Genomic DNA, 16,742 nt, shown 5'->3' with positions numbered 1-16,742 from the left:
GCCCCGCCTCTTTCGAGGCGGGGCAGAGACTGCATCAAATCAGGAATTCAGAACTTTCTACGGACGGACCCAAGCGTTCCAGGCGAAGCTGGTACGGTTGTAACCAGCGATGTACTTGTAACCCTCGGTGGTGAGCGGGTCGTTCGAGGTTGCACCTTTCACGTACACGAGGTTGCCTTTGGCGTCCTTCAGGCCGGAAGCAAGGGCGGTAGCTGCAGCAGACTGGTTCATGATGCCATCGTCAAGGAAGTCGATGGTATCAAACAGCAGCCTGCGTGCGTAGGTACGAGCGTGCGCGTAGGCAGCCGGATCGCGCTTCAGCAGGTTGATGTTGAAGCAGGCACCCATGAGCTTCTCAGCATCAGCAGCGGAGAGGCCGGTGGTCAGGAAGTTGGAGCGGGTCCAGTTCTTCACTGCGCCAGCGCTTGCGCTCTGGTCGTAGAAGTAGGGGTAAGCCGCCTGGTCGTAGGTGATGTTGTACTTGGTGGACAGCAGGTTGAGTGCCAGGGTCAGAGTCTCCTGGAACGGCTCGGACTGCTCCTCAATGAAGGTGTTGAGGCCTGCTGCATCAGCAGCTTCTGCAGCGTGGCAGTTGGTGCACACGCCGTTCAGGGTTTTAGCGCCCATCTCGAGGGTGTGGTCAGCAACGCCGTTGTCGCCTTTGGCAACGTCGCCTTTGGCGTAGTGGCAGGTCACGCACGGACCGTCGGTGTCGAGGAAGCCCGGGACGAACTTGGCCGTGTTGTGGGTGTCACCGTTGATGGCGGAGGTACCCAGCTTGCGGTGGGTGGAGGTCAGTTTACCTGCGGTAGCAACGCCAGCGGTGGTGACGGTCTGGTCTGCATCGGAGGTGAGGGACTGGCCGTAGGACATGGTGTCCGCTGCGGTGGTAGCCGGAACGAAGTTGGTGTAGCCACCTTTCGCGTACATAAGCGAGCCAGCTGCCATGTAGTGCGAGTTAACGAAGCTTACGTTGGTGAAGGTGTTACCAGCTGCGGTCAGGTCGGTGACGCTGTTGCCGGAAGCCTGGCCAACGTGGCAGGTAAGGCAGGTGTTGGAGGGGCCAACGTTCGGGTAGACAGCAGCTGTACCCTGGAATTTGTAGTCAGCAACAACGGAACCCGGGTTACGCAGAGCGCCGGTTGCGGAGTCAGAGTGGCAGCCCCAGCAGTAGAGGAGTTCGGTCTGTTTCGAACCAGCAGTTTTAGACCACCCAGCAAGGTGAGAGTAGTCGTTGTTTGCTGCAGCGTAAGTAGTGGGGTTGTTCATGTAGTTAGCTGCACCAGTTGCGGTGTGGCACTTCTGGCAAGCGGCACGGCCGGTTCTGTCACCAACAACGGTGTCATCGGTCTTGGACCAGTTGTAGTGAACGAATGCCTCGAGGGGATCCGGACCAATGGTCTTGAGCAGTGCGTTGGCAGACAGGGTGCCGTTTGCAGCAGCGGTGGTGGTGCGCTTGTAGTCTTCGAGGTAGGTCCTGGTGCTGCCCGGATTGAGGACAGTGGTCACGTCAGTCCCAGCAGGAGCGCCGTAGTAAAGGGCAGCGTTGGTCACGAGGGCTGCTTCTTTGGCTGCAAGGATCTTACCAGCGTGGCCGGACTCGGCCCACTCTTCCTGGACGGTTACGTCAGCTTTGTGCAGGTTGTGGCAATCAGCGCAGGGGGTTGCGCCGTTTTTGCGCAGGTTGTAACCTTCAACAACAGTGGTATCAGGGTTGTCGAAGTGGGAGTCAGAGATGGTGCGCTCTACGCTGGCGGAGCTACCGTCGTGGTAGTTACCAACCAGGGCGCCGGAGTTGTTGGTCAGGGTGTGGCAGCCGGTGCAGACGTCGTACTGGTCAACCTTGCCGTTCCCGTTCGGATCCCAAACGATGGCTTTTTTGTTAGTGGTGTCGTAGGTGTTGACCGCGCGCAGACCACCGGTGTTGTGCGGATCGTGGCAGACTTTGCAGCTGATGCCCGGGTTGGAAGTGAGCCCGGTGGAGACGGTGGTCCAAGCAGCTTTCGCATTAGTGTTGTTGAGCACATCAGCATAGCCGCCGGTGAAGCCAACTGCGAAGCCTGCGATGGCGCCTTCGGTTGCGTGGCAGCGCTGGCAGGTGCCGGTGTTGTGACCGCTGGCAAGGCCGTGTGCGCCAGTAGACCAGTCAGCGGTTATAGCATCAGCGGTGTTGTGGCAATCAACGCAGGCAGCTTTAACAACGTGCGGATCGGTAGCGGTATGGCAGCTCACGCAGGAGGGAGCGGCGCTGGTGCCGGGGCCGTGGGTGCTGGTGTTCCAAGAGGCGAAAAGGCTAGCGTTCCTGGTTGCGTGGCAGGTGGTGCAGGCGTTGTTGTTTTCAACCGTTACCAGGTCCTTCTTGGTGGCGGTGAAAGCGGTGTTGTTAGCCGTTGCGGTGACGGTCAGGTCGTACTTACCGACAGTCGGGAACTTAACGGTGAACTGGTTAGGGATTACCACACCTTTGCTGTCTTTAGCAGGGGCAATAACCGCGTCGCTCGCGTCGGTGGAGACCGCGTAGGTCACGGGGGACATATTCGAGACGGCCGATGCGGTCACGATGATGGTGTCACCCGGGTTGAGGTAGGTGCTGCTTGCCGAAAGGTTCGGCTTCACTACCGCGACCTGGGTGAAGGACACGGGCACGGTCAGCGTGCCAGCGGTGGCGGTGACATCCTGGGAGAAGCTGTCGCCCGGGTACAGGGTCGGCAGGGCGGTCGGCTGGCTCGTGGCGGTGAGGCCGTTCAGGTTGCTAATCACGTAGTCGGAGTTCGGCATCGCGGTAACCCTGACCTTGGTGCCCGGCTTCACGTTGGGCATGTCGCTCATGGTCATGGAGCCGATCGGCTTGTTGGTGAGAGCATCGAGGCGCTGCAGGGTGATCTTGCCGCCGGTCACCTGGGTGATGTCGATGGTGCCGAGGTTCTGCTTGAAGTAAACAACCAGAGACTGGTTGTTTATGACCGGAGTGCCTTTTGCTACGGTGTAGGTCCCGTTAGCATTGGGAAGCACGGTGCCGGTCACATCGACGCCGTTCACAATAACAGAGGCAACAGAATAGCCGTCTGCCGGATCTACGGTAAAGGTCTGAGTGGTTGCACCAGTAAGGTTATCCTGCTTGTAGTAAGCAATGGAGGTGCCCGGTTTGGCAATCTGAGTAGTGCCATCGGTGACGATGCCCGCGCCGCTGCCGATCTTCGCCGTGACGGTCCATGCGCTGGCGAGTGCCGGGATGGCGAGCAAGAGGGCTGATGCTAACCCAACTTTTCTCAACATATATGTTCTCCTTTTCGATTTAGTGTTCAAAAGTAACTTCGGGTCGAAGTGCCACAGGGCTCGGCCCTTCATTCTGGTTTAATCCGCCTGTGGTCCGCTTCGACCACGTTCAAGTTACTTGATATGGCAAGACAGGCAAAGCTTAGAATCGGTGTTCGGAGCGAGCAACAGATAGTTGGTCTTGGTCGGGTCGTCAGCGTTTTTCTTGTTGTGTACGTCGTGGCAGGTTGCGCAGGTCATGATGGCGCCCTGGCTGCCGTTGTACAGACGGGAAGCGACGGTCATGGTGGTATCGAGGTTGCCGTCGTATTTAGCGCCCGAGGTCTTGATATAGTTATCCTTGCCCTTTTCGGTACTGGTACCCGGGGCGCCGGTGTCCGGATTGCCGGCTGCAACTGCGTCGAACACGAACCCGATCGGGTGGTCGTTGGACAGCGATGCGTTCTCTGCGAGGGCCGCGTTGCCGAAGCTGTCGCCGGAGAGGTGCTTGCTGCCGTTGTCGGTGGTGGAGTAGTGAGTGTCAACCGCGATCGCGCCGTCGTGGCAGCTCATGCAGAGCTTGCTCGGACCTTCCATCATGGTGGAGGGATCGATGGTTGCGTCGATGGTAGCGGTGTTGTACGGCACGTAGGAGGTGGTCGGAAGAACGTGCGACCAGAGCGGGAGGTAATCGTTGCCGTCGGTTGCAGCGTGGTGCGGGGTATGGCAGAAAGCACATACGCGGCCCTGGCTGTCCTTGGTTGCGCCGGGGTACTGATTCATGTCGTGGATGGAACCGGCCACCCCACCGCGCGGGGCGGTCAGAGCGAATGCCATGCTCGTGGACAGAGCAACGATGCTGAGTGCAGATAATACGATCTTCTTGTTCATTTGTACTCTCCTTTTTCGATTGAATGATATTCCAACTACTGCTCGGTACTACTCGTTTACACCGTTAAGAACTTTGAACCTGGACACGACCTCCTTTCATGTTCGTTTTCTTTGTCTGGGCCTGGCGGCTGGCTGGGCCATCCGTCATTTGCCCGAAAATGGCCACGAAAAGTACGATGATTACCTATTTTGCAACTGCGGTGCCACGTGGTTTTGGGGACCGTTTATTTTTGGACTAAGGGAAAAGGCCCAGCCGCAAGACGCTGATTTGCTATGATTTTTTTTAATTGGGGCTGAAGCAAAAAGATGGAGGGAAAAGACTTCCAGGGGGGAGACGCCGCCTTGTCGCGGGGAGGGCACGGGGTTTTCACGGGATAACACGGAAAGGGGGCCGTTCTTTCACGGAACGGCGTATGATCCCTTAGAAAGTCCCCCTTTGCGAAGGGGGATTTAGGGGGATTTGCTGTTGGTCCGGCTGAAGCAAATCCCCCCTGCCCCCCCCTTCGCAAAGGGGGGAACGCTAGGGCTCATGCAGCGCTTCGTGGGGCAGTTGCACTCTACATTCAAGGTATAACAAATGACTTCGCCCGCCGGGCGTGGGCCGGGCGGGCGATGGGTACATTCGAGATAACTGGATATGGTGGAAGGCTGGACTGTTTAGTAGGTCCTGGTACCTCCGCCCACGTGACAGGTGCCGGCCACGGCGCAGCTACGCAACGACGCGTTATAGGTCGGGGCATCGCCGGTGTACCGCGTGTCGAAGTTGATCAGATGGGCCGCGTTGTTGCCGGTGGATCCCGCAAGCGTAGGAATACCATGGGGATCGTGGCAGGCGGAACAGGGAACGCTGTTCACACTGACATGCGACTGGTGCATGTTTACCGCACTGGAATGCGGCGTGTGCGTTGGATCAAGCAGGAACAACTGCTCGTGGCACTTAAAGCATAACGGGTAACTAGTGGCCGTGGAGGGGAAGACGTCGGCATTCTGCTGCACCAGGATGAAACGCTCCTCGGAACCGTGCGGCGCATGGCAGTCCGAGCAGTAAATGCGGAACTGGGTGTTTTGCAGCGCGGTTATTAGGCTTCTGCCTGTTCTCCCCACCGTATCGTTGGTTACCGGATGGTAGGAGGGGCTCGCGATGGCGAAACGCTTGCCCTCGTCGTAAGTGGAGAACAGGCGCACCGGCCTTAGGGAGTTCTCCGTCTTGAAATAGGCGGCGGATGAGCCCAGGTGGCATCTGAAGCAGACCTCGTACTCGTAACGCGCCGAGCCGTCCCCCCCGATCGGGCTGCCGTACAGGTCAACGCCGCGCACTCCGCGCAGAGGGCCGTTCACCATGGGGGCTACCGATGCAGGCGTGGCGACCGGGTTGGGATCGCCAAGCGGCGACCCCTGCATCCCGGCCTGGTGGGGGTTGTGACAGTCCACGCACTGCACGTGCTTTTGTGTGCTGACCAAGGGGAGAGCTTCGTCTTCCTCGTGCACCCCTGGATAAAGCGAGACCTTGTGGCTGTAAGTGCGCGCGATCTGGGTCGCGATGTCCGTGCTATTCACGTTCGTGTAGCTCGCACCGGAATGACAGTTCGCCAGACAGTTGCTTTCCTCTCCCGCACCGGCGGTAGCCGCTTTCAGAAGGTGCACGCCGCGTTGCGCCGAGTGTGGCAGATGACAGCTGCGGCAGCCATCCGCCTTGACCTGGGTCCCCACGCTCGCGCTGTAGCGCGTCCCACCGGTCCTGTGCCTGCTGTCGGCGTTGTCCCAGCCGCTCTTGTTGTGGCAGTCGCGGCACAAAAGGTCGTGCTCCTTGCTCGTGTCGCGCACAAGGAAGTTGCCGTACTGGTTGTTGTGGGGGTCGTGGCAGGAGTTGCACTCGACGAAGGTCTCCTCGGAAAGGGAAATCCCCTTCGCCTGAAGGGTACTCTTGTCGTGGAGCTCCCCACTGAGGCCGTAAGTCATGGAGACGGGATGGCTGGTGGAGAGGTCCACTCCGAGGTTCGCGTTGAGCTCAGGGTTGATATCGTACGGGATCTTACCGAGTCCCGAGACCTGGTAGTTGTTGTTCAAAACACCCAGGGCAACGGTACCGTCGTGGCACGAGAGGCAGAGCCGTGAGGCGCCCTTGGGCTGTTCCGGGTTCGCCTTGATGGTGGTCGAGGCGTAGGGGATGTAGGTGGTGATGTTGGACCTGCGGCTCCAAAGAGGCCCTTCGCTGATGGCGTGGTGCGGCGTGTGGCAGAACACGCAGATGCGCGCCTCGTCGGTGGATTTTACGTTGTGCGCCCCCCCCCCGCCGCTGATGGAGAGGTTGTGGGGGGTGTTGAGGATGCGGGAGCCCTGTGCCGAGGCGGCCGCATACGCGGGCATCACGAGCGTGGCGGCAAGCAGGAAGAGACCCGCAGGAAACAAGGACCTTTTCATTTGCTTTCTCCTGTCGCCTGGGCGGCGCCCTCCGGCCTCGGATCGTCGACCTTCAGGTACCTGAAGACCTGGACCCTCCTGTTGTAGGAATCGGCCACATAGATCATGTCACCCTTACCGATGAAGATGCCGGAAGGCATCCAGAATTTGCCTGGGGCGCTGCCGTGGGTGCCGAAATCGAGTAGCACACGCCCGTTGTCGTTGAAGATCTGTACCGCGTCGAAGAGGGCGTCGCAGACGTAGACGTGCCCGTCGCTGTCCACCGCCACCCCCTTGGGACGGGCGAAATTGCCGACCGTGTCCCCTGCCCTGCCGAACTGCTTGAGGAAGTGGCCGTTGGCGGAAAAGATCTGGATGCGCGAGTTGAGGGCGTCGGTAACGTAGAGCTTTCCGGAGGGATCAACGAAGAGGTCGGTGGGGTAGTTGAACTGCCCAGCCCCGGTCCCGCGCCCGCCGATACGGTAGCGCTCGTTACCTGCGAGATCGTACACCACCACCTGGTGGCTCGCCGTGTCGGAGACGTAGATAAAGCGGTTGTTGGCGTTGAAGGCGAGACCGGTTGGGCGGTCGAGCCCGGAGACGTTGAAGCGCTCGAGCTTGCCGCCGGAAAGGGCGTAGCGATAGACGGTACCCGCCCCGGCATCGGATATATAAAGGTTGTCCTTGTCGTCCTCGGTCACCGCGATGGGGGTGCGCAGCGCGTTTCCACCGCCGATGATGCTGTACTTTTTCTGCCCCATGTCCATGACGTGCACCACGGCGAGACCGACGTCGGCGATGAAGAGCCGCTCCTTATCGTCGACGTGGATCCCGTACGGCTTGCCCAGGCGCTGATCCGGCTCTCCGGTCAGAAACTCCACCGCCCGCTGCCAAAAGCCCTTGGTGATCCCCACGTCGCGCAGGTCCTGGATCTCCTTGACCCAGGTGATGCGGGGAGGCGTAGGTAGCGGGGGCCACTGCAGCTCGCGGTAGTCCCCTCCTGCGCTGCGCGGGACGCTCCCGGCACAACCGGCGAGCAGCACCATAAGCAGCAAGGCGACTACGGACCCTTTCAATCTTGTCATGTTTCCCCCTTCCCGTCAGAACTGCCGCGACAAACGGACCAGGATGTTCTGGTCACTGGTCCACGCCCCCGAGGAGTAGCGGAAGTTCGCCTGGGAGATGGCGTTTATGGTGAGCCTGCGCATGCGCCAACGTACGTCGACGCCGAGCATCAGGTGGTTGCTGTTGGTGAACCCGATGGTGTTAAGGTAGTTGGCAGTGGCGGTCAACTGCGCTGCGGTCATGAACGAGGTGCTGTAACTGCCGCCGGCTGAAAAGACGTTGGAGTCGTCGCTGCGGCTGCCGTTTCCGTTCAAGAGCTTGCTCTCCCGCGTGATGTAGCGGTCGGTCGCGTTGAAGTTGTAGCGCCCCTGCCACCAAGTCCCGCTGCTTGTGAAGGCCCCCTTGAAGGTCTGGCTGCTCTCGGCGCTGGAGGAGAGCTTGTCGTACTCGAAAAGCAGCGTATCCGCCTCCACCATCCTCATCTCAAAGCCGGCCCGCAAAGACTTGGACCCGGTCAGGTTCACCTGGTCCGCCGCCCCGGAGATGAGCTCCTGGCTGGTGTCGCTCCAGTTGGTGTACAGGCGATACTTCCCTCCCCGGAGGGAGAGGTCGGCGCCTAGGTTGGTCCTGGTGGTGGCGTAGGTGATGTTGGAATTGACCAGCATCTTGTAGTCTATGGAAAGCTTGTCGTTCAGCTTGATGCGGGTCGTGTCGACCAGTATCACGATCTCGGTATCGGGACCATTGGTCCTCACGTCGTAATCGGTCCCCTTGTTGTAGCGCACGGTGCGCGACTCGTTCCAGACCAGGATCGTATCCGGAGCAACGTTCTGTTGGGAAAGGGTGAAGACGTACAGGTTCCCGACCGTCTGAGGCTCCCCGAAGACCCCCTGGTTCCCCTCATCGAGGTGATTTGAGGTGACGAGGTAGTGCTTCCCCGCCGAGAGGTGCATGCTGCTCTCGGCGGGGAGGAGCTTGCGGTAATTAAGGCTCACGCCACCACCGCCGCTTTTCTCGGAGCCGCCGTTCAGGGTGCGGTTGGTCCCTTCGGCATCGAGGCGTGTGAAGAGGCTGCTGAAGAGCTGGTGCTGGAGCCAGGCTCGGGCACTGTTACTGGTTTGGTCCTGGGTCGGCTCTTCGCGCAGGTTGAAGGAGTAGTCGGCGCCGCTCTCGAGCGCCCTGCCGAGGTCCCAGTTGAGCGAGGTACTCAGGTCGGTGGTCCTCGACTCGTTCAGGCCGCGCTGGGTAACCACGTGGGCGCGCGTGTAGAGCATGCGATTTAGACCGGCGGTACCGAAGTCCAAGGTGTTGTTCAAGTTAGCGTCGATGTTGGAACTGCGCTGATCATCGCCACCTTCGCTGCTGAGGTCGGTAGTGGTACCGGAAATGGTGAAATAGGTCTGGCTATGCTTCAGGTGATGGGTCGCCCCGAAGGTATAGGTCTCGCTCTTGGTCGTGCTGTCGATCTCGAGACCGTTGGTCTGGCTGGAGTTTCGGTTGTAGCTGAACACGACGGGAAGCAGTTGCGAGGTTATCGGGAGCTGGAGGGACAGGTTGTCGGTCTGCTGCCGGTAACTTGAGGCGAACTCGCGGGGGACCTCAGTGATGTTCGAGGAGTAGTTGAAGCTGAGCGGATACGGGAAACGGTCCAGAAAGATGCCGTTTATGTCGTAAAGAAGCCCTACGCCGTTGGTCTGATTGGTGGAGCGGTTGCTGCCGGTGTACAGGTTCTGGTCCGCCCGGATGTCGAGGTTCACCTCGCCGTGCAGAAGGCGCGGACGGTAGATGGCATAGTCGACGCCGATGCGGTAATCCTCCTGCAGCGTGTTATCGGTGGATGAGGTGAGCTCTGCTTGGCTCGCCTTCAACTGATAGCTCGCCTCCACGGACTGGCGCAGGTTCTTAAGCTGCAGGATCCTCGTCACCTGGGCCGTGGCTTCTCCCGGCGCCAACAGCGGCAGAGTCGCCAGGGGTATGAGCAGTACTTTGCGTCGATTCATCCCCATCCCGGTCATTTCAAGAAAAACGGCGTGGTCCCGTAATGGGGGTCATGGCAGTCGGCGCAAGCCATTTTGCGCTCGGCTACCTTCGTGTGCAGGCCGAGGGCCGCGCGCTGCTCCTTGTGGCAGAGGTTACAGATGTCCTTACGGTCTACCTTCAAAAGCGTAGTGTAGGCGGAGTTGTGCGGCACGTGACAGGAGAGGCAGTCCCCTACCGCGGCGGGGCCGTGCTCGAAATGCGCCTTGAAGAAGCCCTTGTGACACATGAGGCAGAGCTGCTTCGCGGGGCGCACGAGGCCGTCGTCCTTGTTCTTGTCGTGGCAGTTGTCGCACTTCTTCTCTTCGTAGGGCTGGTGCACCGACCCCTTGGACACGTCTCCCGCTTCGGCGGCCTTTTTCGCGCCGGCCAACTCCTCCTTGTACTCGGTGAGCTTCGTGTCCGCGTACTGGGTGCAGATCTCCTCGGGCGGTGGGAGCGTCGGCACCCCGTCGAAGACCGTGGAGAGGACCTTGTGCCTGGTGATCGGATCACACCCGGAGAGGATGGCGAAAAGCATCAGGATAGCCGCGATATGTATCGTGAGTCGTGCCATGTGCCCCTTGGTCGCCGCGGGAATCCGGTCTAGGCGGGCCGCCGCCCCGGCGTCTCGGGGGCGGCGGCTTCCCTGGCGTTTAGTTGACTTTGCCTACTTCTTCTGCCCTGCGGCGCCGCCCTTCTCCTTCTCCGCCGGCGTAATACTCTCGTACCCCTTGAAGTCCTTCATCTGGCCTAGGCCGTAGAAGGAAACCTTGGTGGGACCGAACTGGTTCGTCACCACGATGACCTCTTCCAGGATGAATCCTGGGGCGGCCAACTTCTGAAAGTAGTCGAGGTTGGAGGAGATGGTGGTCACCCCGGCAGGCAAGTTGAGCGATTCGTACACGTACCCCGGGTCGCCGAAGAACATGAGGATGCGTCCCGTCTCGTTGAAGATCTGCACGTTCTGGTGCGAGGCGTCCGCGACGAGGATGCGCCCCTTGTCATCCACGGTGATGCCGCGCGGGCGGCCGAACTCGCCGAAGGAGTCGCCAAGCTTGCCGAAGGCATGCACGATGTGCCCGTCGCGGTCGAGTTTCACCACCTTGCCGGTGCCGGAGTTGGTGACGTAGAGGAAGCCGTCCTTATCCATGCTGAGGTTGGTCGGCAGCGCCAGACCTTCCTGTCCCTCGACCGCCTTGCCAATGACGCCTGCGGGTTCGCCGCTTGCGCGGTCGATCACCTTGATCTCGCTGTGCGAGATATCGAGTGCGTAGATCTTGTTGTCGTCCACCGCCACGTCGACCGGCTTCATCTCCAGTTCTTTGCCGTAGGCCTTCACGAAGTTCCCCATCTCGTCGTACTCGAGGATCTCCTTTCTGAAGCTGTCGGCGACGAACAGGTTACCGTTGTTAGACGCGATGGTCAGGTTGATCGGCTTTTTCAGCTTGCCGCGTCCCTTGTTGGGAAGGATCTCGAAGGTCTCCTTCACCAGGTCGAAGATGGCAATGTTGTTCTGAATGGTGTCGACGACGTAGAACTTCCCTTTGCTGAATGCGACGCCGTAGGGCTTAGCGATCATCTTGGGCCCCTCGTCATCATCGTTGTTGAGGGAAAGGAGCTTCACCGAGCTTGCGGTGGTCACGTCCTTCGACCCGGAGACACCTTTCAGGAACTGTACCCTGGGGGGGTTCGGATCGGGGGGCCAGAAAACCGGCTCCCTGGCTGCCTTACCTCCCATGCAGCCGGCAAGCCCCAGCGCGAGCAGCGCGCCCGAAAGCAGCGACAATACCTTTCCAATGCCCATCAACCTAACAGACCGTGTTGCTGACATGCCTTTCTCCTTGATGCTGCGCGTGTTTCTCCCGCCCGTTTGGGGTTATCCTTCCGGCGGGTGCGTGGTACTTCTTACTTCGCTTTGTTGGTGCTGTACTCCTGCGGTTTGTCCCTGTCGTAGGCAAGTGGCCTGTGGCATCCCGGGGCGCAGGAGCCGCCGGTCGCCGTGATGGTGAAGTTCACCGGGATCTTCCACTCCCCGAACTCGACTCCGTCCACGTGCATGAGCTTCTCACCGTTGCTCGCGTGCGGTGCGTGGCATACGCGGCAGGTGCGCCCCTTGCGGCTATTCACCACGTGTACGTAGTGCAGGTTCCTGTTGCCGTTTCTAAACTTCGTGTAGATGGTGGTGTCGGCGAAACGCAAGAGGTTCTTCTCGTGGCACTTAAGACACGCGTCGTAGAGCCCGTCTTTGTAAGGGGCATAAAGGGTTTCCGGGTAGTTGCCGCCGAGCATACGGAAATAATTGGAACCGTGGGGGTCGTGGCACGCCCTGCACTGGCCGTTTTTAATCGGGCCGTGCAGGTACTTTTTCTTCGCAATCTCCTTGCTGATGTTCTTCATGCCGGGCTTGTCCTGGCCGTGGCAGGAGAGGCAGGTTTCCATCTCGGGGAAGGCCAGGAGACCTTTCGCTTTGGAGAAGTGGCTCGAATGACAGGCGCTGCAGCCGGCCTCGCTCTTGATCGGCTTGTGCACGACCTTCGCATCGGTGATCTTTTTGCCGATGGCGGTGTGGCAGGAGATGCAGAGGTCGGGCATCTTCTTGACGAGGAACATGGGAACACCGGAGCCGTGCGGATCGTGACAGGTGGTGCAGGGGTCCTTCTTCACCGGCGGATGCTGGAAAGCGGCGGACTTCAACTGGTTGTTGAAGTCGGAATGACACCTAAGGCAGAGATCGCGCACGGGCTGCTTTAGAAGCGCCTTCTCCTGGGACTGGTGCGGATCGTGGCACTCGGTGCAAGAGCCGACCGCGGCGGGGCCGTGCATGAAGCGCTGCTGGAAGGTCGCCTGGTCGTGGCAGCCGGTACAGAGCGGGTTCTGGTCGTCGCCCTTTTCGAGCAGGAAACGGCCGGAACTGCCGTGCGGCTTGTGGCAAGCGACGCACTCCCCCCCTTTCACCGGTGCGTGCACGAGTTTCTTGGTAGCAAGCCCGTCGTGGCAGCCGGTGCAGAGCGCTCCCCCCTTGGCGGCAAGCTGGAAGCTCTTGCCCCCCTTGATCGGGTGTTCCTTGGAGACGGCGTTGTGGCAGCTCGCGCAGTCGCCGTCTTTAACCGGGGCATGCGGAACGGCAATCTTGGAAATTTCGACGTGGCAGGCCGAGGTAACACAGGAGTCACCACGGGCGTTGCCGGCGGAGGTGAGAAGCAGCGCGGCCAGCGCGAAAGGGACAAAGGCAAGCATCTTCATGATGACACCCTAGCAAGTAAGATTGGAATGGTGGACATGGGGCCAGCCAACACAATCAATGCAAATTCCAGGGGAGGCAGAGGTTCCTCCCATAACAATGGTATTCCCCATAAGCGGCAGGATGCGGCCCGGGAAGCGGCTGCAGGGAAGCCGGGCAAGCTTCGGGAAAATCCCCAGTCTGTCTAACAGATTTGCACTTTTTTTTCAAGCAATAGATCTGGGGTGTGGTGGTAACACCCCCTCTTTCGCTTTTTATTCGGGGTAGTCGGAGAGGGTGAGGAAGGTTTCCTTCAGCTCAAAGGAGAAGATGGAGAACATCCGCTCGGCGAGCCGTGCTGTGAGCACGGGGGGGTAGAGCGGTACGGCAAGCCGGTAGATGAGGTCGAGCATGCCGTCGTGGGGGTTCTCCTCGAGGAACAGGGCGCCGTACTGCAGCACCGGGGCGAAGAGAAGTGCCTCCTCCATTACCTGGTCGTCCTCGCTGAAGTACGGGAGGATCATCTCCAGGGAGAAGCAAAGGCCGGTGCCGCCGGCGTCCTCGGCGATGCAGAGGAGCACCTCGTCCTGCGGCGAGCCGTATTCGAGCGATTCGGGGGAGAGGTGTCCTGCGGGGAGGACCATCACCTTGCCGTGCACGGGGTCGATGCCGTAGGGGGCGCCGCGGCCGGCTAAGAAGCGCTCCAGGGACTGGTATCCCTTGGTCTGCAGCCTGCCCATGCCGCGGTAGAAAGCGGCACGGAACGCGTCGCGGTTGGCGATCAGCTCCTCGAGCGGAACGAACTCCTGCTCCGGTGCCGAAGGTCTGGCGCTGCGCATCTCCGCGTTGTCCACCACGAGCCGGAGGTGTGACCTCTTGCGCTCGTCTTTGTCTTTGCTCACTTGATACCCCCTGATGCTAACTGCACTTTCTGTAATACACCGGGGGCGAGACGGGTGTCAACCTCGGGCTCCAACTTACCCGCATAAAAACTCAAGGCGGCGGTGGCAAGGCCGACGTCTGACAAAGGCAAATCCCCCCGCCCCCCCCTTCGCAAAGGGGGGAACGTCAGGCTCGGGCAGTACTGCGTGGCGAGCTTTCCGCAACGGTGATGAACGAAAAAACGCCGGGGGCGGCTGGTGCCGCACCCCGGCGTTGCTTGCATCGCGGCCGAGACTCCTACATGAGGCTGTCCACAAAGCGCCGCACGTGACTTCGCGTCCCCCCCTTTGCGAAGGGGGGCCAGGGGGGATTTGCTTTTGCTTCTGCCAGCCAACGGCAAATCCCCCTAAATCCCCCGTCGCAAAGGGGAGCCTGCCCCCCGTAGCCCCAACGGGGCGAAGGGGGGACTTCAAACTAGAAGAAGCGCGCGCCGGACTTCAGATCGGTGACGGAGATGGTGACGTTGCTCGCATCGATTTTGGCGGTCAGGTGGGAGGGGTTGCACCCGCCACCGGAAGCGGCGCCGATCTTGTTGATGGCGAACTTCTGGTTGCAGTTGTTGCAGTTCATCTTGTCGCCCTGCTGCTCATACCCCTTCTTCTCGCGGTAGCAGACGTCGCAGGCGTCGAAGGCGGTGTGGAGCTGGCCGTCGCTTCCCTTGACGATGAAGAAGTTGATTTCCTTACCGCCGTCGGCGAGTTTGTAGTAGTGCGCCTTGCCGTCGTTCACCTTGGCGACCGGGATAGTGACAGTGCCGTTCACCGGCTTCACCTTCTCGTACTTGCCCATGCCGGGGAGGGAGAACGCGAAGGCGACGGTGGCCATGGCGGCAACGGCGACAAGGGCGATGATGAGGGCCTGCAATCCTTTTTTGTTCTGCTGAACCATGTGAAGCTCCTTTTGATCCGGCTCGCTAAAGCCGTGTGATATGAAGGTTTTCACCCCGTACGTTGGGGCTACGGGGGGGGCGGGGGGGATTTGCCTCTGCCACCCCAGCTGAAATCCCCCTAAATCCCCCTTCGCAAAGGGGGACTTTTAGTTCTTCCCGCCACAACCGTCTTTGCCGCAGCAGCCACCGTGGGCCGCCTTGCCGCCCAGGTCGCGCCCGGCCATGGTGCGGAACTGCTCCGGGGTGAGCACGCCGGCTACCTTGGAGGCGAAGCCGCACTTCTCTACCGCGGCGACCAGCCTCTCCGGCGCCACCTGCTTCGAGTCGTAACCGGCGATGACGAGCCCGCTTTCAAGATCTACCTCGGTGGCCGCCACACCTTTTTGCGTCTGCAGCGCCTCGTTGATCTTCTTGACGCAGGCGCCGCAGGTCATCCCGGAGGTGCGCAGCACGACGACCTTGTCGGCGGTAGCCCCTACCCTCACGTAAAAGGCGAAGACGCCAAGCACCGTGACCACGACGAGCAAGAGGACGCTGTTCCATATCCTGTTCTTCATAAGCTCTCCCGGACCGGCGTGGCTGACGCGGGATGCGTCAAGCAGGCTCGGTCGGGGAATTATTTTCAAGGAGCGTGCCACGCCGCTGGAAGGCGGTAACCCACCGGGATCACTTGCCGGCGGGGTGACCTATGGACGACATGCGCCCACATTCTGTGGAATATCCGGCAGCCGGCGTAGGATTTTCCACACTACGGGGAGAGCGGGAGGGCTACCAGGAAGGTGGTCCCGCGCCCCGGTTCGCTCTGCACCTCCAGGGTGCCGCCATGCCCTTCGATGATCTTCTTGGTGATGGAGAGGCCTAAACCGGTGCCGCTTCCCTTGGTGGTGAAGAAGGGTTCGAAGATCTTGGCAAGCGCCTCGGCGGAGATGCCGCTCCCTTCGTCGGTGAAGCGGATCTCGATGCGCCCGTCGCGCCCCAGGGTGGTGGCGACGCGCACCTTCCCACCATGCGACGAGGCCTGGATCGCGTTCAGCAGGATGTTCATGAAGGCCTGGTGCAGCTTTCCCGGGTCGGCGACTACCGGCGGAAGCGCACCGCGTTCTAGCTCTAACGTGACGCCGCCGGTGCGGGCCTGGGCGGAGAGGAGGGTCACGATGTTGGCAAGTTCCTCGTTTAGGTCGCATTCCCTCTTGTCGGCCGGCTCAGGGCGGGCCATGCGCAGGAAGTCCTCGACGACGCGGTTTAAGCGGTCGGACTCCTTGACAAGGATCTCGAGGAACTCATGGCGGTTCTCGGCGCTGCCGTCTTCCATGAGAATTTCGGCGGTGCCGCGGATCGAGGCTAGGGGATTGCGGATCTCGTGGGCCAGAATGGCGGAGAGCTCGCCCAGGGCGGAAAGGCGCTCGGCGCGCCGCAACTGCTCCTCGATCCTGATGATGAGTTCGGACTGCTCTTTCAGCTGCCGGTAGGAGTCCTCGAGCCCCTTTGCGCTACGCTCCAGCTCCTCACGGCGGAAACGGTCCTGCTGCGACAAGAAGCCGGTGATCCCGCCTACCACGTTGTAGAGGATGACCTCGAGGTATTTCTCCATCTCCATGGCGATGTGGCCGCCCCACTGGAAGAGGATGTGGGGGGCGTAGGCGATAGTGACCAGGATGGCGCAGCCGATGCCGCCGCGAAAGCCGAACCAGAAGGCGGCTAAGATGATGGGGATGTAGTAAAGGCGCTGGAAGATGTCGTGCAACACCGCGAGACGGAGCGGTGTTAGGTAGTGCAGAAGGCTTATGGCGACGACGCAGGTGAAAAGGGTGGCGCCCCTGAAGAGGTCGGTTCGTCTCATGTGGAGGCTTACTCCTCCCACATGATGCAGGAGACCGGGCAGAGGTCGATGGCGCGGGCCTGGATCTCCGCCTCGTCGGCCCCTTCCGGGTCGTAACACTCGGACTTTCCGTGGTCGTCAAAGCGGAACACGGCGGGAAGGTTCCCGATGCATATGCCGCAACTGATGCATTCGTCCTTTTTTACCAGCGGTTTTCTCGCCACATGTTCCTCCTTTCCCGG

Annotated in this window: 13 protein-coding genes; all 13 read right to left on the bottom strand. The window is 60.5% G+C overall.

Translation table 11 applies throughout. From position 1 onward, the window contains the following. Window positions 1-57: 57 nt before the first annotated feature. Complete coding sequence (locus E8K79_RS18845; protein WP_136516094.1) at window positions 58-3,276, bottom strand: cytochrome c3 family protein; 3,219 nt, start codon at window positions 3,274-3,276, stop codon at window positions 58-60. Window positions 3,277-3,390: 114 nt separating this feature from the next. Further along, window positions 3,391-4,146, bottom strand: a complete 756-nt coding sequence (locus tag E8K79_RS18840) for a cytochrome C (RefSeq protein ID WP_136516093.1) — start codon at window positions 4,144-4,146, stop codon at window positions 3,391-3,393. A gap of 657 nt (window positions 4,147-4,803) precedes the next feature. Continuing rightward, window positions 4,804-6,567, bottom strand: coding sequence for a cytochrome c3 family protein (locus E8K79_RS18835; protein WP_136516092.1), 1,764 nt, complete (start codon window positions 6,565-6,567; stop codon window positions 4,804-4,806). Next, window positions 6,564-7,631 carry a 6-bladed beta-propeller gene (locus tag E8K79_RS18830; RefSeq protein WP_198419850.1) on the bottom strand — a complete coding sequence of 356 codons (1,068 nt, stop codon included), beginning with the start codon at window positions 7,629-7,631 and terminating at the stop codon, window positions 6,564-6,566. The genes E8K79_RS18835 and E8K79_RS18830 overlap by 4 nt, the downstream gene beginning before the upstream one ends. A gap of 15 nt (window positions 7,632-7,646) precedes the next feature. Next, window positions 7,647-9,611, bottom strand: a complete 1,965-nt coding sequence (locus tag E8K79_RS18825; RefSeq protein WP_136516091.1) for a hypothetical protein — start codon at window positions 9,609-9,611, stop codon at window positions 7,647-7,649. 11 nt (window positions 9,612-9,622) lie between these two features. After that, entirely contained in the window at window positions 9,623-10,204 is a 582-nt protein-coding gene (locus E8K79_RS18820) for a cytochrome c3 family protein (protein WP_136516090.1), read from the bottom strand. 93 nt (window positions 10,205-10,297) lie between these two features. Beyond that, window positions 10,298-11,416: an NHL repeat-containing protein gene (locus E8K79_RS18815; RefSeq protein ID WP_162604719.1), complete on the bottom strand. Its 1,119-nt coding sequence runs from the start codon at window positions 11,414-11,416 to the stop codon at window positions 10,298-10,300. A gap of 119 nt (window positions 11,417-11,535) precedes the next feature. Continuing rightward, window positions 11,536-12,873, bottom strand: coding sequence for a cytochrome c3 family protein (locus E8K79_RS18810; RefSeq protein WP_136516088.1), 1,338 nt, complete (start codon window positions 12,871-12,873; stop codon window positions 11,536-11,538). Window positions 12,874-13,125: 252 nt separating this feature from the next. Beyond that, on the bottom strand, window positions 13,126-13,752 hold the full coding sequence (locus tag E8K79_RS18805) for a hypothetical protein (protein ID WP_135872507.1): 627 nt from the start codon (window positions 13,750-13,752) through the stop codon (window positions 13,126-13,128). 454 nt (window positions 13,753-14,206) lie between these two features. Beyond that, a complete protein-coding gene (locus E8K79_RS18800) occupies window positions 14,207-14,680 on the bottom strand; it encodes a DUF2318 domain-containing protein (RefSeq protein WP_136516087.1) in 474 nt (157 codons plus the stop codon). A gap of 147 nt (window positions 14,681-14,827) precedes the next feature. Then, window positions 14,828-15,238: a heavy-metal-associated domain-containing protein gene (locus E8K79_RS18795; RefSeq protein WP_136516086.1), complete on the bottom strand. Its 411-nt coding sequence runs from the start codon at window positions 15,236-15,238 to the stop codon at window positions 14,828-14,830. 191 nt (window positions 15,239-15,429) lie between these two features. Beyond that, on the bottom strand, window positions 15,430-16,521 hold the full coding sequence (locus tag E8K79_RS18790; protein ID WP_136516085.1) for a two-component system sensor histidine kinase NtrB: 1,092 nt from the start codon (window positions 16,519-16,521) through the stop codon (window positions 15,430-15,432). Window positions 16,522-16,529: 8 nt separating this feature from the next. Then, complete coding sequence (locus E8K79_RS18785) at window positions 16,530-16,724, bottom strand: ferredoxin (RefSeq protein ID WP_129128002.1); 195 nt, start codon at window positions 16,722-16,724, stop codon at window positions 16,530-16,532. Between the last annotated feature and the right edge of the window lie 18 nt (window positions 16,725-16,742).

It is taken from the genome of Geomonas edaphica (assembly GCF_004917075.1).
GTDB classification, from domain to species: Bacteria; Desulfobacterota; Desulfuromonadia; order Geobacterales; family Geobacteraceae; genus Geomonas; species Geomonas edaphica.
Note: the sequence above shows the minus strand (reverse complement) of the source record. Positions and strands in the feature narration are given on the sequence as shown.